Raw genomic sequence first — 20,334 nt, 5'->3', positions numbered from 1 at the left:
TCATTTTCACGGGGGAGTGTTATGGGTTTCATCAAATTTACGAAGAAGACCTCGCTTAGCGCGGAGGATCGCAAGGCGCTGCAAGACCTGCTCAATTTCGAGAAGCAAAAACTCCAGCTCGCGCTGAAGGATGTCGACGCCAGCCTTAAGGCTCTGCGCGGATCCAAGAAGAAGAAGTCCAAGAAGAAGTAAACTCGACCGTCGGGGACGGCCTTACGAATCTTCACAGAGCGGCCGCTTGCTTATCGGGCTTGGGGGCTCGCACAAGCTTGCGTCTGTAAACCGGCCTGCAAATCGACAAGAATTCGCCCGGGTGGACCGCTAGGTACGGTCCTCTCGGCTGATTCTTGCGCAGTTGTTTCTTCCGTCGGGACCGAGGGATTTGGCCTCGCCCGACGCCATGGGCCCAATTGATGGCAGACGACAGAATCGAACTCTTTGTCGGACTGATCGAGACCATTGACGTGCCGGGCGCGGCCGAGGCGTGCCGACGCCTGCTCTCGGTCGACGAGCGGGCCCGGGCCGATCGCTTCGTGTTCGAGCGGCATCGGCGGCAGTACATCTTCGCACATGCGATGTTGCGCCTGGCGCTGTCACAGGTCGCTTCCAACGTCGCGCCCACTGACTGGACGTTTGGCGCGGGCCGCTATGGCCGGCCGTTCGTCGCAGCACCGGCCACCTCTACCGCGCTGCATTTCAGCCTGTCGCATGCCGACGGCTGCGTCGCCTGTGTGGTGTCGCGGCATGAGGCCGTCGGGGTCGACGTCGAAACCGTGTCGCGGCGCGTCGCCCCGCTGTCCACCGCGCTTCGCTTCTTTGCGCCGGAGGAGGTCGAAACCTTGCGCGGACTGCCGGAGCCCGCGGCGATCGAGCGCTTCTTCGACTATTGGACGCTCAAGGAGGCCTATCTGAAGGCCAGGGGCTTCGGGCTCAATCTGCCGCTCGACGCCTTCGCCATGCAGGTGTCACGCGAGGCCATCGAGATCAGCTTCAAGCCAGACATCGTCGACGATCCGGACGCCTGGCGCTTCTCGCTGTGCTCGCCATCGCCCGCGCATCGCCTCGCGATCGCCGACGGCTCCCGCGCGGACGGCGGCCTTCCCATCAGCCGTCATGCCTGGCCCCTCCGCGAAGCGGCTGAGTGAGGCGCGCAAGCGGAGAGGCGAAGCGATCTCACCGCGCTTCTTCGAAGCCCGCCAGCACAGAGGTCAGGTTGGCGCCGAGGATGTCCGAGAGATAGCCGCCTTCCTGCACGAACACGGTCGGCAGGCCCATTTTCGCGATGGCCTGGCCGATGCGGCGGAAGCCGGGTGTGGTGACGGCCAATCCCTTCAGCGGATCGTGCTCGGAAGCATCGAGGCCGAGTGCGATGACGAGAGCGCCGGGGGCAAAGGATTCGATCGCCTTGCGCGCGAGGTCCAGCGCCTGGAGAAAGCCGTCATCGCCGGTGCCGATGGGAAGCGGAATGTTGAGATTGGTGCCGAGGCCGGGTCCTTCGCCGCGCTCATGCGCATAGCCCCATACGTAGGGATAATACGCAACGGGGTCGGCATGGATCGAGATCGTGTAGACGTCGGGCCGGGCATAAAAGATGCCTTGCGTGCCGTTGCCGTGATGGACATCGACGTCGAGGATCACGACGCGCTCGTGCTTCTGCCGCAGATGCGCCGCCGCGATCGCGCTGTTGTTGAGGAAGCAGAAGCCGCCGGCCATGTCTCGATAGGCGTGATGGCCGGGCGGACGGCAGAGCGCGTAAGTCGCGTCCTCGCCATCCATCACCATCTGCGCTGCGGTCACCGCAACATCGGTGGCGGCGCAGGCCGCGGCCCACGTGCCCGGGCCGATCGGCGCTGCGGTGTCGGCGGTATGCCAGCCGAGCTTGCCGACGATGTGGGTCGGATAGGTTGCGGCATGGCGCACGGGATGGATATTGCCGATCATCTCCGGGCCGGAATCGCCGAGCGCCGTCCAGGCGTCCCAGGCTTCGCTGAGGAACGACAGGTATTCCGGGCTGTGAATGCGTGCGCGCGGCCCCGGCCCGAACTTGGTCGGCTCGACCAGTTGATGCCTGCCGTCCTTCAATCCCCTGAGCAGCCGGTCGGCGCGCTCGGGCTGCTCTGTGGTGCGCTTGACGACACCACGCACCAGGAAGAATTGCGGATCGTGGCTGCGGTGCAGCTCGGTATGGACGGCTTTCACTCAAACACTCCGTGGTCGCCTGCTACTGGACGTGCCGCAGAGTCTTGATCGCCACGGCCGCCGGATGCAAGCAAGAAGAATGCCGCCCATCGTCGCGCTGCCCTGCGCGGAAAGCAGAGCGCTTGCGAAGCTCAGCAACGCCCACGCTGGAGGCAGTGCTCGCGGCCCTGCTGGTCCGTGCGGAAGGACTCGATGAAGCCACCCTGGCGCTGGGTGACGAAGACGGTCTTGCCGTCGCTGCCGCCGAAGGCAATGTTGGTCGGCTCCTTGGCCTTCAGCGGGATCTCGCGCTCGACCGCGCCGGTCGGCTTCATCAGCGCGATCGTGCCCTTGAGAATGCGCGCGACGTAGAGGCGGCCGGCAACGTCGGTGCGCAGGCCGTCGATGGTGTCGGGCTGAAACGCCTTGACGAGTTTTGCAGCCGTCAGCTCGTTGCCGCTGATCGCATAGGACCAGATCTGGCCGCTGCTGGATTCGCCGACATAGAGCGTCTTGCCGTCAGGGCTGAGGTCGATGCCGTTGGTGGTGCCCATGGCGCGTGGCGTCGACATCACCTGCCCCCGCACCGTACCGTCCGCTCCCCTGGCGATGCGCCAGATGTGGCCTTCGCGCCCCTTCCAGTTCGGATCGCTCGCATAGATCGTGCCGTCCGGCGCGATCGTGATGTCGTTGGGCTGGCTCATCTCGCCGGAGTGAAACCACACCGCGGGCTTGGTCGCACCCTTGGGGATGGCGAAGATGTTGTGCTTCTTGTAGTCGGCGATGAACATGGTGCCGCTGCGATCGAAACGGATCGCGTTGCCGACGCTGCCTTCGGGGAGCGTCGTGAACAGCTCCGAGGCGGCGCCACCCGCGGGCAATTTGCCGATGGTGCCGGGCTTGCCGAGATTGACGACGAACAGATTGCCGTCGAGATCGGCGGCCGGCCCTTCGATGCCGAAGGTGTATTCGCTGGCGGGCGTCACCTGTGCGCTTTCGAACAGTTTTGTTTCGGCAGCGGCCGGCAGCGTCGTGACCAGCAGGATGCTACTGCACAGGCACCAGAAGTTCCTGCCGGATGTAATAGCCATCGCCGTCGGTGCACTCGCCGTTCAGATAGGGATCGGCTGGCCGGAAGAATCGGCTAAAGCCGGGTCTGTCTACAGCGCTCCTTTGTGTCACGACGACGACCTTTCCAGCCGGTATTTCGCCGCATTCCTTGTTGGCCTTGCTGAAAAACTTCCGCTGCGGCGGGCCTGGCTTGATCCGCATCCGCGTGCCCGGAACCATTTTAGCGACGAGCAGGTCCGCGGTATCGAGCAGGCGCGTATAACCGGGCTCGGTTTTCGGCAGGCTTTCGCCGCCCGGCGGCATCAGCTTCTCGGCGCCTAGGCCGCGCAGGCGCGTCCGCAGCCTGCCGGCGTCGGGATCGCCAGGGTAGATCCAGCCGTCCTGCGCCAGCATGAAGTGCAGCACCGCCCTGTCCTTCTCCGCATCCGATTGCCCCGCGCTCAGGCCGAAATCCGAATGGCAGCCGACGCAATGCTTCTCGACGAGGCCCTTGCGCAAGGTGGTGAGGCGAACGCCGTTCTGCGCGTCCCTGGCCACGAAAGCTGCGAGCTGGTCGATCATCGCCTGGCTGCGCGTATCGCAGGGGAGAGGCGCAGGCGCTTCGCCAGAAGCGCGATCGATGCGGATCACGGTCTTGTTCTTGTCCTCGACCAGCCAGATCGCGCCGTCCTCGGCCACCGTCATGCCGACCGGCGCACCTTGCGGCCGCGCGCCGTTGACGCGGTGCCAACCTGCAATCAGCTCTTCGAACGGCGCGGCGGCGACCTCGCCGGCGTCGGTCCGGAAACTGCGGGTCGGCTCGGCCGCGCAACTGACGTGATAGCGCGCCGGTGCCGCGCTGGGCTTTGGAAAGCCGTGATCGTCGACGTCATAGACCAGCAGCCGGCTCCCGGTCGGCCGATAGCCGTGCAGACCGACCAGCAGCTTGCCCTCCAGCTCCGGGAATTTGGCGCCGTGGTAATACAGCATCGCGAGCGGCGCGCCGTGCGGCGGCAGCAGCGAGAGCGGCGCCTTGTAAAGCGCATTGGCCGAGCAGAACGACTTGTACGCGCCCGATTGCAGCACGAGCCTGAATTCGGGGCTCGGCGTCGACAAATCGTAGCAATAGGGCCAGCCGTAGTGCCTGCCCTGCTCGATCGCGTTGATCTCCTCGTTCGGCTTGAAGATGTCGGGCAGATCGCGGGCGTTCTCACCCTGGAGGAAGGCGTAGCCGGCGTCCGGAAACTTCGGGTGCAGCACCAGGGCCATTGAGTTGCGCAAGCCGCGCGCATAGACGCTGTGCGGCGGGTCGGGATCGCCGGGTTTCAATGCCGGGAAGACCCCGCTTGAGGGCGGCGGCGTGAACAGCCAGATCGAGGCCAGCGCAGACGCGCCCTCGGCCGCCGCACAGGGTTTTGTGATCGGCGCAGGCGTGATGCAATCGTCGCTGTGCGAGCCGACATTGACGAACAGCCGGCCGTTCCGGTCGAACACGAACTGCTTGAACGGGTGCGCGCTCTCATCGGTCCTCGTGCCATCCGGCAGCGTGATCCGGCGGCCGGGCATGTGACGGATGATGGTCTCGACCGTGCTGCGTGGATTGTCGGCAAGCGGGTCGAACCGGAAGATCGTCTCCGCGGTCGAGGCATAAAGCTTTTTGTCCGGGCCGATGACGAGAGCGAACGGATATTCTATCCCCGTCAGCAGCTCCTTGAAGCGTAGCCCCTGCGGGGCACGCGGATCGAGCAGCAGCAGCCGCCCGTCGGTGTGGCCCCAGCCGCCCATATCGGCGACCACCAAAAGGTCGCCCCCGGGCACCTGGACGATCGAGCGCGGAAATTTGAGGCGGTCCTCTTCGCTGGCAACGAGGCCGGCGCAAAATCCCGCCTTCATGTCGATCTGGATCCTGGGAAAAGCGAGATCGCCGCTGCCGCAGGCTTCGGTGCCGATCGCGTAGCCGCTCTTCCTGATCGGCTCGGACGAGGCCGGGGCCAAGCCGAGCAGCGCGGCGGCCCAGACCGCTGCAAGAACGACCGCTGCAAGCAAGCGCAGATTTGGCCGTTCGCGATCGAATGTGAACTGGTTCACGGTGAGCCCCGCCTTCCCGCGGGCGTTGTTCCATGCCGCCGCAACGCCGTCCAGTCATCACCCGCCTGTGATTAAACCTGTAACGACCTTGGGCCCGACCAATATCCGTAAATTCCCTTACCGGGCTCGACCCGAATGTTTCGCGAATGCTTGGGGTGGTATCGGTTTGCCGTCCCGATCGCTTTCTACAGGAGGCGCCTATGGTCCAGGTCTATTTTCACTGTTCCAACACCGAGGGCACGCTGATCGACCGCTACGGCGCCGCAGTCGCCAATCTGACCGAGGCGCGCGACCGCGCCGCTCAGATCATGAACTCGATGATCCAGACCCCCGGCGCCGAAGACTGGCGCGACTGGGTGATCCACGTCAGCGGCTCCGACGGCGAGGATCTGTTCGACCTCCCCTTCACCGCCATGCTCGGCAAGCCGCATTGAGGTGATGCCATGTTGCTCGCTTCATTGAGCCTGCTGCGCCAGCCCCTCAGCTTCGTCGCCACCAGATGGCAGACGCTGATCCGCGTCGCAGCCAATCCCTACCGCCCCGAGCTGCACTACATGCGCGGACCCGGCCCGAAATGGCGCGCCAAGTACCAGGCCAGCCGGCTGGATCGCTAGCACTGAGGCGGCGCTTACCGCGCTTTTTCGGACATTTGTATCTTCCGTCATGGCCGGGCTTGTCCCGGCCATCCACGTTTTGGCGGCGCGGATACGAAGACGTGGATGCCCGAGCCTTCGCCTCGCCGAAGCGGCTTCGGCCGCGCAGGCGGGTCAAGCCCCGGGCATGACGGGCTTGGGGCAGCCCCGCACCTCACTGCCAAGAGTATCGCATATGACTCGCGAGGGCGCCTGCGCGCACGCCTCGTCCTTCGAGACGCCGCTGACACGCCTCCCCAGGATGAGGCTCCTTGGCATCAGTGTCCGTCGAAACTGCTGCCGCGCACTCCGCCCTCATCCTGAGGAGCCCGCCTCAAGCGGGCGTCTCGAAGGATGGCGCAGCGAAAAGCTCTCATCCCGCGCCTGTTTCACACCAGCCATGTCGCGCCTCCCTTTGGATGTTCTCGTTGGCGGCAATGTGCCATTGTCCGCGCGCTTCGCCAATTGCGGAGCCTCGCATTCAACGCAGCGAAGCCATCGACGAGCATCAAGACGACACCATGCCTCACCAGTTCAGCCTCAACCAGACCGTCCGCAAGCCCGCCGTCACCTCCAAGGGCGGCATCGTCGCCTCGCAATCGCGGCGGGCGGCCGAAATCGGGGCGCAGGTGCTGGCCGCGGGCGGCGATTGCGTCGACGCGATCGTTGCGACCACGTTTGCCCTCAACGTCCTGGAGCCCTGGAACAGCGGCATCGGCGGCGGCGGCGCGATGGTGCTCTACCGCGCCAGGGAAAATCGCTGTGAGGTGATCGACTACGGCATGTGCGCGCCGCAGAGCCTGCGCGCTGCCGACTATCCCCTCAGCGGCGACGGCGCCGTCTCCGACCTGTTTCCTTGGCCGCGGGTGAAGGACGATCGCAACATCCATGGTCCCGGCGCGATTGCCGTCCCCGGCGTCGTCGCCGGAATGGAAGAGGCGCACCGCCGCTACGCCAAATTGCCGTGGAAGGATCTGGTCACGCCGGCAGCTCGGCTCGCCGGCGAAGGCCTGCTGGTCGATTGGTGGACGACGGTGACGATCGCGGGCTCGGCCGCCGATCTCAGGCGCTACCCCGCGAGCGCGGCCGCTTATCTGAAGGACGGCCTGCCGCCGACCGCGCCATGGGGTATCAAGGCTGAGACGCGGCTGCCGCAGGACGCCCTGAAGGCGACGCTGTCACATCTCGCCGACGCGGGCGCGCGCGATTTCTATCAGGGCGATCTCGCCAGGAGCATTGCTTCCGACATCAAGTCCGACGGCGGCTCGCTGTCGGTGGAAGATCTCGCCGCATTCCGCGCCCATGTGCGCGCGCCGCTGGCGATTCCCTATCGCAAAGGCAAGGTGTTCGCGACCCCCGAGCTCACCGCAGGGCCGACGATGGCGCATGCGCTACGGCTGTTGCAGCAGAGCTTGAGGCCGGCAGACGCGCCGGATGCCGCCGCCTATGTCGAATATGCGTTCGCCCTGCAGGCCGCCTTCCGTGAGCGTCTCAAGGATATGGGCGATGCCGACGGCAAGCGCTCGCTCGGCGCCGAATATCTCGCACCGGCCTGCACCACGCATTTCTCGGTGGTCGACCGCCACGGCAACATCGCGGCGGTGACGCAGACGCTGCTCTCGTCGTTCGGTTCGCGATACGTGACACCGCGCACCGGCATCACCATGAACAACGGCATCATGTGGTTCGATCCGACGCCGGGCACTACAAACTCGCTCTCACCCGGCAAGCGCTGCCTCTGCAACTACACGCCCGTCATCGCCGAGACCAAGGACGGCAAGCGCCTCGCAATCGGCGCCTCCGGGGGCCGCCGCATCCTGCCGTCGGTGATGCAACTCGTGTCCTTCGCGATGGATTACGGCATGGACCTCGACGCCGCCACCCACCAGCCGCGCATCGACGCCAGCGAAGGCGCGGTGGTGATCGGCGATGCGCGCCTGCCGGCGGAGGTGCGCGAGGCGCTGGCCGCGCGCTTCGACTATGAAGAGAGTCGCGTGCAGGCGCTGCCGCAGAAGTTCGCCTGCCCGAGCGTCGTGATGCGCGAGGGCGAGGTCAATTCCGGCGCGGTCGAGATTTTCCAGCCCTGGGCCGATGCGGTGGCGGAGGCTTGACTCCGCTCGACATGCCAGCGCGCGTTGAGCTCCGGCGCGATTACGCATCCAGGCGAGCGTCACGACTCCTCCACATTCGCAGGGAACTTACCCACCCACCGTTCGTTCACTGAACGGACAAATGCGCTCGCCCCACTGGAGGACATCATGAAGAAACTTGCGCTCGCCGCCTCGCTGATCATTGCGGCCGGCTTCACATTTACGAGCCCCGCGCTGGCGAAGGGTGGGCACGGACATGGACATGGTCATGGCCACAAGATGAGCCATCATCACCATGGCAAGTCGTTCGGCTGGTACCACGGTCGCAAGGTCGGCTGGCGCGGTCACGCGTGCCCGCCCGGACTTTGGAAGCAGGGTCGCTGCTGAGTCGAGCTAGGATTCGAGCAAGGCGTCGCTCCTCACCGAGCGGCGCCTTTTTCAAATGCCGAGTCGATCGCGCACACGGCCCGCCATCACCGCGGTCGTCACACCCACCGGCCAGAATGCATGCATCGGGATCGGCTTGATGCCCGTGATCGGCATGTCGATCTCGGCCTTGGCGCCGCCGATGAGGCGGCGGGCGAGCTGCGCGCCCATGGCGGTCGCTAGCGCAACGCCGCGGCCGTTGCAGCCGAGCGAGATCAGGATGTTCTCCGCGGGCTCGTGCACATGCGGATAATGGTCCGCGGTAATCGCCAGCCGGCTGTTCCAGCCGTGGGTCCAGGCGACGCCCTTGAGCTGCGGCCATAGTCGCTCCGCGTATCGCATGAGATAGGCAACGTCATGCGGCAACTTGATCCAGCGCATCGGGCCGCGCCCGCCCATCAACAGACGGTTCTGCTGGTCGATGCGGTAATAGACCGTGATGTGGCCGCTCTCGTAGAGCACCGGACGCGTCGGCATGATCGAACGGGCGACCGCGTCGGAGAGCGGCGCGGTGGCGGCGATCGAGGAAAACACCGGCACGATGGTGCGGCGGAGCGCCGGCCAGAGATCGTCGGTGAAGCCGTTGGTGGCGATCAGGACCTTGTCGGCATGCACCACCGCGCGCGGCGTCTCGATGCGCCAGCGCGTTTCCTCGCGGCGCAGCGACAGCGCCGGGGTCTCGCCATGCACCTTCGCGCCCGCCGAGATCGCGGCGCGCGCCAGCCCGCGGGCATAGCTCAGGGGATGCAGATCGCCGCCGCGGGTATCAAGCATGGCGCCGATATAGCGATCAGTGCCGGTCATCTCGCGGAGCTGCTCGCGGTTCAGATACGACACCGGCATGCCGCGGCGGATGCATTGCTGCGCGGTCCTTTCGATCGCCGCCGCGCTGGCCGCATGATAGGCCGCGCGCAGCGTGCCGTTCTGCCGCGCCTCGCATGGGATCTGGTAGCGGCGGATCAGGTCGTGGGTGAAATTCGTGGTGCCGTAGGAGAAGTCGATCATCCGGCGGCCGAGCTCGGCGCCGAAATCGGCTTCGATCTGATCCGGATCGTGCTTCAGGCCGGGATTGGTGTGGCCGCCATTGTTGCCCGACGCGCCCCAGCCCGGCTCCTGCGCCTCCAGCACCAGCGCCTCGATGCCCTGCTCGGCGAGATGCAACGCGGTGGACAGGCCGGTGTAGCCGCCGCCAACGATCGCGACCGAGACGCTCTTGTCGACATCGAGCGGCGGCGTGGCAACCGGCGCCACGGCGGTGTCGGCATAGAGCGAGGGCGGCAGAGGCAGGCGCGTCATGTCGAAACCGGTCAGAGCGGATGCAGCACGCGGCGCAAGAAGTCCTGCGTCCGCGCGTGCTGCGGTTGATTGAGCACCGATTTCGCCGGGCCCTGCTCGACAATGACGCCGCCATCGATGAACAGAACACGATCGGCGACGTCGCGCGCAAAGCCCATCTCGTGGGTGACGACGACCATGGTCATGCCGTCGTCGGCGAGCTTGCGCATGACGCCGAGGACGTCGCCGACCAGCTCGGGGTCGAGCGCCGAGGTCGGCTCGTCGAACAGGATCGCCTTGGGCTGCATGGCGAGCGCCCGCGCGATGGCGACGCGCTGCTGCTGCCCGCCGGAGAGCTGCGGCGGATGCGCATCGGCCTTTTCCGCAAGCCCGACCTGAGCGAGCAGCGCGCGGCCGCGCTCGAGCACCTGGGCGCGCGGCTCCTTCTTCACGAAGAGCGGCCCCTCGATCACGTTCTCCAGCGCTGTCCGATGCGGGAACAGGTTGAAGCGCTGGAACACCATCGAGACCTGGGTGCGGATGTTCACGATCGAGGGCGCGTCGCGATCGACCCTCAAGCCTTCGACGCTGATCTCGCCGCGGTCGTAGCTCTCGAGGCCGTTGATACAGCGCAGGATGGTCGACTTGCCGGAGCCGGAGGGGCCGATGATGCAGACCACCTCACCCTTCTCGACTCTCGCCGTGATGCCCTTGAGCACCTCGACCTTGCCAAAGCTCTTGTGGACGTCGCTCAGCTCGATCATCGCTTGCCGGCCCGCTTCTCGAAGTGACGGACCAAGAGGATCAGCGGAATGCTCATGGTGAGGTACATCAGGGCGACCAGCGTGAACACGCTGGTGTTCTTGAACGTCGAGGACGCGATCAGCTTGCCCTGCAGCGCGAGCTCGGCGACCGTGATGGTCGAGGCTTGCGAGGAATCCTTCAGCATCATGATCATGACGTTGCCGTAGGGCGGCAGCACGATGCGCACGGCCTGCGGCAGCACCACGCGGCGCATGGTGAGCCACCAGCCCATGCCGATCGACTGCGCCGCCTCGATCTGGCCCTTGTCGATGGCCTCGATGCCGGCGCGGAAGTTTTCGGCCTGATAGGCCGAATAGGCGATGCCGAGCCCGAGGATCGCGGCCTGCAGGGCCGTCAGCGTAACGCCGAGATCGGGCATCACGAAGTAGAGGTAGAACAACAGCACGATGATCGGGATGCCGCGGATCACGTTGATCAGGCTGGCGCTGAGCATCGACACTGCTTTGATGCCGGAGACCCGCATCATCGCCCAGACCAGGCCGAGCACCGTCGACAGCAACAGCGAGCCGATCGTGACGATGATCGTCAGCGCGACGCCGTTCAGCAGGATCGGGAAGAACTCGACGGCGTCGCGCCAGAAGCCTTTCATCGGGCAGCCTTCGATCAGCTTCTATCGATCAACCTTGTGCTTTCAGGCCCCATTTATCGAGGATCTTGTCGATGGTGCCGTTGGCCTTCAGCTTCGCGAGCGAAGTGTTGATCTTGCCGAGCAGTGCGCTCTCGCCCTTGCGGACGCCGATGCCGACGGAGCCGACCGTGACCGGCTTGTAGCCGTCGACCAGGCGCACCTCGGGGAAGCCGCCCTGCTTCAGATTGTAGGCGAGGATCGGATAATCGGCGTAGCCGGCCTTGAGGCGGCCGGTGTTCACGTCCCGTAGGATGTCCGGGATGGTGTCGTAGGCCTTTACGTCGGCGAACAGGCCGGTCTTCTTCAGCGCGTCGACGAAGGCGGTGCCGACCTGGGCGCCGACGGTCTCGCCCTTCAGGTCCTCCTGCGTGGCGTAAGCCTTGGTGTCGGTCTTCGGCACCACTAGGCCCTCGCCGTAGCTGTAGATCGGGTCGGAGAAGTCGATGACCTCCTTGCGCGGCGGCGTGATGAACATCGCTGCCGCAATGATGTCGATCTTGCTCGAAGTCAGCGAGGGGATCAGCGCCGAGAACGCCATCGGCTCGATCTGCACGTTGAAGCCGGCATCCTTGCCAATCTCGGTGATGAGATCGACCATGATGCCCTGGATGGTGTTGGTCTTGGTGTCGAGGAAGGTGAAGGGAATGCCCGTCGGCGTCGAGCCGACCTTCAGCACCTGTTGCGCCGAAGCCGGCGCGGCTGTGGCAATGGCGAGCGCCGCAACTGCGGCCTGAACAAAACGCTTCATCGCATCCCCCTTTTGGGCCTGGCCGGCGGCGGCGCGCGCATGTCGCGATCAGACGTTGCGGGCCGGCCTGTTTCGGCCTATTTTCACCAATATGAAAATTTGGTCACACTTTCGCAGGTGATGCAAGCGGTTTTCATGCACATGAAGGAAGCGGTTTGACGTGAGCGGTGGCAAAAGAATGCGCAAACCGGCCGCCGCACAGCCGGCCAGGAACAGGCCGGCCAAGGTGAAAGCCAAAGCCGCTGCCAAGCCGGCCGAGCCGGCGATGGACGTCGCGGTCGGCCGCCGCATCCGGGATCTCAGGCGGACCAGGCAATTCTCGCTGGAGACGGTCGCCGCGCGCACGGAACTGTCGATCGGCTTCCTCAGCCAGATCGAACGCGGGCTGTCGTCGCCGTCGCTGCGGGTGCTGGCGACGCTCGCCGACGTGCTCGGCGTCGGCATCGCCGCACTGTTCGGCGCGAGCCCGAGCGCCGACGGCGCATCGGATCAGGTGGTAACGCGCGGGCTGCAGCGGCCGGAATTGAAACTGTGGCGCACCGGCGTGTCGAAGCAATTGCTGAGCCCCGCGAGCAGCGACAACAAGCTCAACCTGTTCCTGGTGCATCTTGAGCCCGGCGGCTCCACCGGCGATGAGCTCTACACCCACGACGGCGAAGAGGCCGGGCTCGTGCTCGAAGGCGAGATGATGCTGACGGTGGACAGCCAGACGTGGTCGCTTAAGACGGGCGACAGCTTTCGCTTCGCGAGCCGCAGGCCGCACCGGTTTTCCAATCCGGCGCGGGATGCGAAGGCCGTGGTGCTGTGGGTGAATTGCGTGACGGGGGCGGGGTAGCTCTGTTATCAAACCGCGAACACAACTCCATCCCCGTCATTGCGAGCGCAGCGAAGCAATCCAGAGTCTCACCGCGGAGACAGCCTGGATTGCTTCGTCGCGAGGGCTCCTCGCAATGACGAGGGGATAGAGCCTTAGCCAAACCGGTGCTTGTACCGCTCCACCGATAGCGCACTGACGTCGATGTCCGGCTTCTTCCCCGACAGCATGTCGGCGAGCACGCGGCCCGAGCCGCACGACATGGTCCAGCCGAGCGTGCCGTGGCCGGTGTTGAGGTGGAGGTTGGCGTAGTGGGTCCGGCCGATCACGGGCGGGCCGTCCGGCGTCATCGGGCGCAGGCCGCTCCAGAACGTCGCCTTGGACAGGTCGCCGCCGCGCGGGAACAGGTCGGTCAGCGAATGATCGAGCGTGGCGCGGCGTGCGTCGTAAAGCTTGTCCGAATAGCCGGAGATTTCGGCGGTGCCGCCGACGCGGATGCGATTGCCGAGGCGGGTGATCGCGACCTTGTAGCTCTCGTCCATCACGGTCGATTCCGGCGCGCCTGCGGCGTCCTTGATCGGCACGGTGATCGAGTAGCCCTTCACCGGATAGACCGGCAGCGAGATACCGAGCGGCGCCAGGAGCCGCGACGACCAGCTGCCGAGCGCGAGCACGTAAGCGTCCGCCTGCAACAGGCCGGCGCTCGTGGCGACACCGCTGACGCGGGCACCCTCGGTGACGATGCGATCGATGCCTGTGTTGAACAGGAAGCGCACGCCGAGCGCCCCGGCATGCTTGGCCAGCGCCTGCGTGAACATGTGGCAGTCGCCGGTCTCGTCCTGCGGCAGGCGCAGCCCGCCGACGAACTTCTCCTTCACACCGCCGAGCGCCGGCTCGGCGGCGATGCAGCCCTCGCGGCTCAGCACCTCGAAGGGAACGCCATATTGCTTGAGCACGGCGATGTCTTCGGCGGTGCCGTCGAGCTGGGCCTGGTAGCGAAACAGCTGCAGCGTGCCCTGCGAGCGCTCGTCATACTGAATGCCGATGTCGCGGCGCAGATCGCGTAAAGAGTCGCGGCTGTATTCCGCGATCGGGATCATCCGGCTCTTGTTAACTGCGTAGCGCGCGCTGGTGCAGTTGCGCAGCATCTTGAGCAGCCAGACCCACATGACCGGATCGAGCTTCGGCCGGATCACCAGCGGGCCGTGCTTCATCAACAGCCACTTGATCGCCTTGACCGGCACGCCGGGGCCGGCCCAGGGCGAGGAATAGCCGGGCGACACCTCGCCGGCATTGGCGAAGGAGGTCTCCAGTGCCGGCTCCGGCTGGCGGTCGACGACCGTCACCTCATGGCCGGCACGCGCGAGGTAGTAGGCAGAGGTGACACCGATGACACCGCTGCCGAGGATCAGAACTTTCACGCTTCGTCAAACTCCCGCGGCGCTCGCCGCTGCAAGGACACAACTCGCTAGCGGCGAGAGCAATTATCAGGCCACCTTCTTGATGGCGTCGCCGAGGATCGAGATCATCTGGTCGATGTGGCTCTTCTCGACGATGAGCGGGGGCGACATCGCGACGGAATCGCCACCGGTGCGAAGATAGAGGCCGTTGTTGAAGCATTCGACCAGCATGTCGTAGCCGCGCGCGCCGACCGCGCCGCCACGCGGCGCAAGCTCGACCGCGCCCATCAGGCCGCAATTGCGGATGTCGACGACGTTCGGCAGGCCTTTGAGCGAATGCAGCGCATCGCGCCAGTATTCGGCGAGCGAGGCGCCGCGCGTGAGCAGGCCTTCGTCCTTGTAGATGTCGAGCGTCGCGATGCCCGCGGCGCAGGCGACCGGATGCGCCGAATAGGTGTAGCCGTGGAACAGCTCGATCTGGTTCTCCGGGCCGGTCATCATGCCGTCGTGCACCTTGCGGCTCGCGAACACGGCGCCGCAGGGCACGGTGCCGTTGGTGATGCCCTTGGCCGTGGTCATCAGGTCCGGCGTGACGCCAAAGAAGTTGGCGGCGAACGGCGTGCCGAGGCGGCCGAAGCCGGTGATGACCTCGTCGAAGATCAGGAGGATGCCGTGCTTGTCGCAAATCTCGCGCAGGCGCTGCAGATAGCCCTTCGGCGGCGGCAGCACCGCGGTCGAGCCCGGCACCGGCTCGACGATGACGGCGGCGATCGTTTCCGCGCCGTGCAGGGCGACCAGACGCTCGAGATCGTCGGCGAGCTCGGCGCCGTGCTCGGGCAGGTCCTTGGCGAAGGCGTTGCGGGTGAGATCATGGGTGTGGCGGATGTGGTCGACGCCTGGCAGCAGGGTGGTGAAGGCGCGGCGGTTGGCGACCATGCCGCCGACCGAGGTGCCGCCGAAGCCGACGCCGTGATAGCCGCGCTCGCGACCGATCAGGCGGGTGCGGCTGGCCTGGCCGTTGGCGCGGTGATAGGCCAGCGCGATCTTCAGCGCGGTGTCGACCGACTCGGAGCCGGAATTGGTGAAGAAGACGCGGTCGAGGCCCTTTGGGGCGATCTCGGCGAGACGCTCGGCGAAGTCGAAGGCCAGCGGATGGCCCATCTGGAACGACGGCGCGAAGTCCAGCGTCATCAGCTGGCGCTCGACGGCGGCGGCGATCTGCTTGCGGCCGTGGCCGGCATTGACGCACCAGAGCCCGGCGGAGCCGTCGATCACCTGGCGGCCATCGACGCTGGTGTAGTACATGCCCTCGGCCGAGGAGAACAGGCGCGGCGACTTCTTGAACTGCCGATTGGCCGTGAACGGCATCCAGTACGAATCGGTCTTGATGGTGTTCGGAATCTGATGAAGGGTCACGGCCGCGCTCCTTTGCTGACCCCATAGCTGAGCCATGGCTTGGATGGCGCAACAAGTCCTTTTCTGGCGGCCTGCAAGCCATTGATTTGACTGGGGCTGCCGGTCCATATTTGCGCGATCCGCAACACCTGCAACACGGGACCCAGGGCAAGGACCAGAACATGAGCGTCGACATCGGTGGACGGCTGCGATTCATCCGGGCGCGCCACAAGCTGTCGCAGCGCGAGCTGGCCAAGCGCGCCGGCGTCACCAATTCGACGATCTCGCTGATCGAATCCAACCAGATGAACCCTTCGGTCGGCGCGCTCAAGCGCATCCTCGACGGCATCCCGATGGGGCTCGCCGAGTTCTTCGCGCTGGAGCCGGAGTCCAGGCGCAAGATCTTCTACCGCGCCGAGGAGCTCACCGAAGTCGGCAAGAAGCCGATCTCGTACCGGCAGGTCGGCGACAATCTGTTCGGCCGCAGCCTGCAGATCCTGAAGGAGCGCTACGAGCCCGGCAGCGACACCGGGCGCGTGCATCTCGTCCATGACGGCGAGGAAGGCGGCATCGTGATTTCGGGCAAGCTCGAGGTCACCGTCGAGGACGAGCGCCGCATCCTCAATCCCGGCGATGCCTATTATTTCGAGAGCCGCCGCCCGCATCGCTTCCGCTGCGTCGGCGGCAAACCGTGCGAGGTGATCTCGGCCTGCACGCCGCCGACGTTCTGACGGTCCCTCCGCAATCGTACGGAGCCGAGGATCTAGCGGATATTGAGCCACCGCAATTTCCGCGAACCGCAGCTTGATATGTTGGGAGCCGTAGCCGAGCAGCCTCGCGCGAAGGTGCTGAGGTTATGGCCCCGGACTCCTAGGCACTCCGGGGCCGCCTGTTTCGGAAGAGCTAGAGCTACGTCAGCAGTTCCTCGATCCGGATCGGAAAGTTGCGGACGCGCACGCCGGTGGCGTGCCAGACCGCGTTGGCGACCGCGCCGGCGCTGCCGGTGATGCCGATCTCGCCGACACCCTTGATGCCAAGCGCATTCACGTGCGGATCGTGCTCCTCGACGGTGATGACGTCGAGCGGCGGCACGTCGGCGTTCACGGGGATGTGGTACTCGCCGAGATTGGCATTCATGATCCGCCCGCTGCGGCGGTCTGTGATCGCCGCCTCGTGCAGCGCGAAGGACAGGCCCCAGATCATGCCGCCGAACAGCTGGCTCTGCACCGTGCGGGGATTGACGATGCGCCCGGCGGCGAAGGCGCCGATCATGCGGGTGAGGCGAACCTGGCCGAGCTCGGGATCCACCTTCACCTCGGCGAACACCGCGCCATGGGCATGCATCGCATATTGCTCCATCGCCGCAGGGTTCGGCGCGCCGGTGCCGCGCGCCTCCACTTCGGCAACGCCCGCGCGCGCCAGAATCTCGGCATAGCTCTCGCTGCGGCTCTCATCGTCGCGGCGGATCAGCCTGCCGTCGCGCGCGATCACGCCGGCATTGCCGGCGCCGAACAGCGGCGAGCGCTCGTCGCTGGTGGCGAGATCGGCGAGCTTTCCGATCACGGCGGCACCGGCGCTGTGGATCGCAGCGCCTGCGGTTGCCGTGTGCGCCGAGCCGCCGGCGATGCCGGCATCGGGCAGGTCGGACGTGCCGGACCTGAAGTCGAGTCGGTCGATGTCGAGACCGACGGAATCGGCCGCGATCTGCGCCAGCGCCGTCCAGGCGCCCTGCCCCATGTCATGCGCGCCGATCTCCATCACGCCGGAGCCGTCGCGGCGGATCGCCGCGCGCGCCTCGGCCTGGAACATCAGCGCCGGGAAGGTCGCCGTACCCATGCCCCAGCCGACCAGAAGGCCGGCATCGTCGCGCATCTGCCGCGGCTGCAGCGGACGCTTGGCCCAGCCGAAGCGCGCGGCGCCCTGCTCGTAGCAGGCGCGCAGCGCCTTGGAGGAGAACGGCCGCCCCGTCATCGGCTCGACCTCGGCGTAGTTCTTCAGGCGGAAAGCGAGCGGATCCATGCCGCAGGCCCAGGCCATCTCGTCGATCGCGCTCTCGAGCGCGATCGAGCCGGTCGCCTCGCCCGGCGCGCGCATGAACAGCGGCGTGCCGGTGTTGACGCGCACGGCATCGTGCGAGGTGCGGATCGCGGGCGCCGCGTAGAGCGTGTGCGAGGCATCGGCGGCGGGCTCGTAGAAATCGTCGAAGGTGCTCGACACGGTTCGCGCGTGATGATCGAGCGCAGTCAGGCGTCCCTCGCCGTCGGCGCCGAGGCGCAGGCGCTGGCGCGTCGGCGCACGGTGGCCGACCGGGCCATACATCTGCTCGCGGCGCAGCACAAGCTTGACTGGCCTGTCGACCAGCTTCGCAGCCATCACGCCAACGATCTGCGGCCCGGTCAGGAAGCCCTTCGAACCGAAACCGCCGCCGAGGAATGGGCTGCGGATGTGAATCTTCTCCGGCACAAGGCCGAACAACTCGGCAACGCGGCCGCGAGCCATCACCATGGCCTGGCTCGGCGTGTCGAGGAAGAGCTTGTCGCCCTCCCAGCGCGCCACGATCGCGTGCGGCTCCATCGCGTTGTGATATTGCGGCGGCGTCTCGTAGATCGCCTCGATCTGCTTCTCGGCCGCGGCGAGGCCCGCCTCGACATCGCCGCGATGGCTTTCCGTGGGATTGCCGACGCCGACGACCGGCGGCACGAAGCTTTCGCCGGCATCGAGGCCGACCAGCGCAGGCTGCACCTCGTAACGCGGGGCCAGCAGCGCCGCGCCTTCCGTCGCGGCCTCCAGCGTCTCGGCGATCACGACCGCAATCGCCTGATTGGCGTAGCGGACCTCATTGCTCTGCAGCACCTCCATCCGGAACACGAACGGATTGGTCTTGATGTCGGGATCGATCGCGAGCTGTGGCTTGTGATCGGGTGTCATGACGTCCACGACGCCGGGATGGCGTTTTGCGGCAGCGCCATCCAGCGAGACGACGCGGCCTCGTGCGATGCTCGAGACGGCCATCACCGCAAACAGCATGCCGGCCGGATGATTGTCCGCGGCATAGGTCGCCTGCCCCGTCACCTTGAGGATGCCGTCGCGGCGGGTCAGCGGCTGGCCGATATTCGAGCCGTGCCTGAGATGTGCGGGAGCACTGGTCAAATTGAGCTCAGACATGGAGGGCTCCGGAGGTTGAGGCAAAGGGAGAGGCCGGCAGCGCGGGGATACGCGCAGGCGTCCCGGCGGCGGCCAAGGTCAGTGCGCGCACAACGATGCGGCGCGCGAGCTCGATCTTGAAGGCGTTGTCGCCCGATGGCTTCGCGCCCTCGAGCGCACGCAGGGCTGCCTCCTGGAACGCGTCGGCGGTCGGCGCGACGCCCTTGAGGACGTCTTCCGCTGCACGGGCGCGCCAGGGCTTTGCGGCGACGCCGCCGAGTGCGAGCCGCGCCTGTGCGATTCTGCCGTTCTCGATCCGCAGCGCAGCCGCGGCCGAGACGACGGCAAAGGCATAGGAGGTGCGCTCGCGGACCTTGAGGTAGCGCGCATGCGCGGCAAAGCCACGCGCCGCGGGCGGCAGGCGCACGGCGACGATGAGATCGCCGGGCTCAAGCACGGTCTCGCGCTCGGGCGCATCGCCCGGCAGGCGGTGCAGTTCGTCGAGCGTGACCTCGCGCCGGCCGCCCCTGCCCTCGATCTCGACGATGGCATCAAGCGCGACCAGCGGCACGCAGAAGTCGGAAGGGTGCGTGGCGATACAGCTCTCGCTCCAGCCGAGCACGGCATGGCCGCGGTTCTCGCCCTGAAGTGCGTCGCAGCCGGAGCCAGGTGCGCGCTTGTTGCAACGGCTGGCGGTGTCGTAGAAATACGCGCAGCGCGTCCGTTGCAACAGATTGCCGCCGACGGTGGCGGCATTGCGCAGTTGAGCCGACGCGCCGGACAGCAGCGCTTCGGCCACCGCCGGATAGGACCGCGCGAAGTCCGCATCATGGGCGAGATCGGCATTGCGCACGAGCGCGCCGATGCGCAAAGACCCGTCCGCGAGAGTCTCGATCTGATCGAGCCCATCGAGACGCGTGACATCGACCAGCCGGTCCGGACGGCTGATGCCACCCTTCATCAGGTCGAGCAGGTTGGTGCCGGCTGCAAGAAACACCGCGCCGGGCTGGGCCGCCGCCGCAACGGCTTCAGTGACGGTGGCCGGCCTGACATAATCGAACGGTTTCATGCGGAACGCCTCTGATTGGTTTCGTCCATTTGTCCTTGCGCTTCCAGCACGGCATCGACGATGCCGACGTAAGCGCCGCAGCGGCACAGATTGCCGCTCATGCATTCGCGGACGCGCTCGGGATCGTTGCCGGCCTGGCCTTCTCTGATCATGCCGATCGCGCTCATGATCTGGCCCGGCGTGCAGAAGCCGCATTGAAAGCCGTCATGTGCGATGAAGGCGGCCTGCACGGGATGGAGCTGGTCGCCGCGCGCGAGGCCTTCGATGGTGAGGATGTCGGCCCCGTCATGGCTGATGGCGAGCGCGAGGCAGGAATTGATGCGCTTGCCGTCGACCAGGATGGTGCAGGCGCCGCATTGGCCGCGGTCGCACCCCTTCTTGGTTCCGGTCAGATGAAGGCGCTCACGCAGGAGATCGAGCAGCGTGACGCGCGGATCGTCGAGGACGAAATCGCGCCGCGCACCGTTCACGGTGAGGCTGATGGAGTGGTTCATACAAGGCTCCGATCAGATTTGGGCATGAGTCATCGCGCAGCGCGCCATCGCCGTGGCCGCCGTCGAATAGCGCCGGCC

General features: G+C 66.2%; 20 protein-coding genes. 8 read left to right on the top strand and 12 right to left on the bottom strand.

Annotation, left to right across the window (positions count from 1 at the left end):
- Positions 1 to 21 precede the first annotated feature (21 nt).
- Positions 22 to 192, top strand: coding sequence for a hypothetical protein (locus tag I6F17_RS13680; protein WP_167361674.1), 171 nt, complete (start codon positions 22 to 24; stop codon positions 190 to 192).
- A gap of 221 nt (positions 193 to 413) precedes the next feature.
- Positions 414 to 1,145 carry a 4'-phosphopantetheinyl transferase superfamily protein gene (locus I6F17_RS13675; protein WP_036035936.1) on the top strand — a complete coding sequence of 244 codons (732 nt, stop codon included), beginning with the start codon at positions 414 to 416 and terminating at the stop codon, positions 1,143 to 1,145.
- A gap of 28 nt (positions 1,146 to 1,173) precedes the next feature.
- Here I6F17_RS13675 and I6F17_RS13670 read toward each other — a convergent pair whose 3' ends face one another.
- The 3 genes from I6F17_RS13670 to I6F17_RS13660 form a co-directional block, all read right to left on the bottom strand.
- On the bottom strand, positions 1,174 to 2,199 hold the full coding sequence (locus I6F17_RS13670) for a histone deacetylase family protein (protein ID WP_225124467.1): 1,026 nt from the start codon (positions 2,197 to 2,199) through the stop codon (positions 1,174 to 1,176).
- Positions 2,200 to 2,330: 131 nt separating this feature from the next.
- Positions 2,331 to 3,269 (bottom strand): SMP-30/gluconolactonase/LRE family protein, encoded by a 939-nt coding sequence (locus I6F17_RS13665; RefSeq protein ID WP_036035942.1) that lies wholly within the window; start codon positions 3,267 to 3,269, stop codon positions 2,331 to 2,333.
- On the bottom strand, positions 3,226 to 5,316 hold the full coding sequence (locus I6F17_RS13660) for a PQQ-dependent sugar dehydrogenase (RefSeq protein ID WP_225124466.1): 2,091 nt from the start codon (positions 5,314 to 5,316) through the stop codon (positions 3,226 to 3,228). Before I6F17_RS13660 ends, I6F17_RS13665 begins: the two co-directional genes overlap by 44 nt.
- A gap of 200 nt (positions 5,317 to 5,516) precedes the next feature.
- Between I6F17_RS13660 and I6F17_RS13655 the strand changes: the two genes are divergently transcribed.
- From I6F17_RS13655 to I6F17_RS13640, 4 genes are all read left to right on the top strand, one after another.
- The gene (locus I6F17_RS13655; protein WP_036011788.1) at positions 5,517 to 5,750 is read left to right on the top strand and encodes a hypothetical protein; all 234 of its coding nucleotides are present in this window, start codon (positions 5,517 to 5,519) and stop codon (positions 5,748 to 5,750) included.
- A 9-nt stretch (positions 5,751 to 5,759) separates the two neighbouring features.
- Entirely contained in the window at positions 5,760 to 5,930 is a 171-nt protein-coding gene (locus I6F17_RS13650) for a hypothetical protein (protein ID WP_193374989.1), read from the top strand.
- Between the two features lie 539 nt (positions 5,931 to 6,469).
- Entirely contained in the window at positions 6,470 to 8,059 is a 1,590-nt protein-coding gene (locus I6F17_RS13645) for a gamma-glutamyltransferase (RefSeq protein WP_225124465.1), read from the top strand.
- 147 nt (positions 8,060 to 8,206) lie between these two features.
- A complete protein-coding gene (locus tag I6F17_RS13640) occupies positions 8,207 to 8,425 on the top strand; it encodes a hypothetical protein (RefSeq protein ID WP_225124464.1) in 219 nt (72 codons plus the stop codon).
- Between the two features lie 51 nt (positions 8,426 to 8,476).
- Here the strand turns inward: I6F17_RS13640 and I6F17_RS13635 are convergent, their stop codons facing one another.
- Genes I6F17_RS13635 through I6F17_RS13620 form a run of 4 tightly spaced genes read right to left on the bottom strand, consistent with a single transcriptional unit; the run spans position 8,477 to position 11,940 of the window.
- Positions 8,477 to 9,760, bottom strand: a complete 1,284-nt coding sequence (locus I6F17_RS13635) for an FAD-binding oxidoreductase (protein WP_225124463.1) — start codon at positions 9,758 to 9,760, stop codon at positions 8,477 to 8,479.
- An 11-nt stretch (positions 9,761 to 9,771) separates the two neighbouring features.
- Positions 9,772 to 10,503, bottom strand: a complete 732-nt coding sequence (locus tag I6F17_RS13630) for an amino acid ABC transporter ATP-binding protein (protein WP_225124462.1) — start codon at positions 10,501 to 10,503, stop codon at positions 9,772 to 9,774.
- A complete protein-coding gene (locus I6F17_RS13625; protein WP_225124461.1) occupies positions 10,500 to 11,153 on the bottom strand; it encodes an amino acid ABC transporter permease in 654 nt (217 codons plus the stop codon). Before I6F17_RS13625 ends, I6F17_RS13630 begins: the two co-directional genes overlap by 4 nt.
- 28 nt (positions 11,154 to 11,181) lie before the next feature.
- Complete coding sequence (locus I6F17_RS13620) at positions 11,182 to 11,940, bottom strand: ABC transporter substrate-binding protein (RefSeq protein WP_225124460.1); 759 nt, start codon at positions 11,938 to 11,940, stop codon at positions 11,182 to 11,184.
- 178 nt (positions 11,941 to 12,118) lie between these two features.
- On the opposite strand from I6F17_RS13620, the gene I6F17_RS13615 reads away from it, so the two are divergent.
- Complete coding sequence (locus I6F17_RS13615; RefSeq protein ID WP_225124459.1) at positions 12,119 to 12,775, top strand: XRE family transcriptional regulator; 657 nt, start codon at positions 12,119 to 12,121, stop codon at positions 12,773 to 12,775.
- 134 nt (positions 12,776 to 12,909) lie between these two features.
- On the opposite strand, the gene I6F17_RS13610 is transcribed toward I6F17_RS13615, so the two are convergent.
- On the bottom strand, positions 12,910 to 14,175 hold the full coding sequence (locus I6F17_RS13610; RefSeq protein ID WP_225124458.1) for a D-amino acid dehydrogenase: 1,266 nt from the start codon (positions 14,173 to 14,175) through the stop codon (positions 12,910 to 12,912).
- A 66-nt stretch (positions 14,176 to 14,241) separates the two neighbouring features.
- Positions 14,242 to 15,570 (bottom strand): aspartate aminotransferase family protein, encoded by a 1,329-nt coding sequence (locus tag I6F17_RS13605; protein WP_036026788.1) that lies wholly within the window; start codon positions 15,568 to 15,570, stop codon positions 14,242 to 14,244.
- 161 nt (positions 15,571 to 15,731) lie between these two features.
- Here I6F17_RS13605 and I6F17_RS13600 point away from each other — a divergent pair, with 161 nt between their 5' ends.
- Positions 15,732 to 16,280: a cupin domain-containing protein gene (locus tag I6F17_RS13600; RefSeq protein ID WP_018646206.1), complete on the top strand. Its 549-nt coding sequence runs from the start codon at positions 15,732 to 15,734 to the stop codon at positions 16,278 to 16,280.
- Between the two features lie 178 nt (positions 16,281 to 16,458).
- Here I6F17_RS13600 and I6F17_RS13595 read toward each other — a convergent pair whose 3' ends face one another.
- The 3 genes from I6F17_RS13595 to I6F17_RS13585 are packed head-to-tail and all read right to left on the bottom strand — an operon-like array spanning position 16,459 to position 20,256.
- Entirely contained in the window at positions 16,459 to 18,714 is a 2,256-nt protein-coding gene (locus I6F17_RS13595; protein WP_225124457.1) for a xanthine dehydrogenase family protein molybdopterin-binding subunit, read from the bottom strand.
- Positions 18,707 to 19,762, bottom strand: a complete 1,056-nt coding sequence (locus I6F17_RS13590; RefSeq protein ID WP_225124456.1) for a xanthine dehydrogenase family protein subunit M — start codon at positions 19,760 to 19,762, stop codon at positions 18,707 to 18,709. The genes I6F17_RS13595 and I6F17_RS13590 overlap by 8 nt, the downstream gene beginning before the upstream one ends.
- On the bottom strand, positions 19,759 to 20,256 hold the full coding sequence (locus I6F17_RS13585; RefSeq protein ID WP_036026794.1) for a (2Fe-2S)-binding protein: 498 nt from the start codon (positions 20,254 to 20,256) through the stop codon (positions 19,759 to 19,761). Before I6F17_RS13585 ends, I6F17_RS13590 begins: the two co-directional genes overlap by 4 nt.
- Positions 20,257 to 20,334: the final 78 nt, after the last annotated feature.

Origin of the sequence: Bradyrhizobium sp. NBAIM18 (assembly GCF_020193825.1) — a bacterium.
GTDB lineage: Bacteria > Pseudomonadota > Alphaproteobacteria > Rhizobiales > Xanthobacteraceae > Bradyrhizobium > Bradyrhizobium yuanmingense.
Note: the sequence above shows the minus strand (reverse complement) of the source record. Positions and strands in the feature narration are given on the sequence as shown.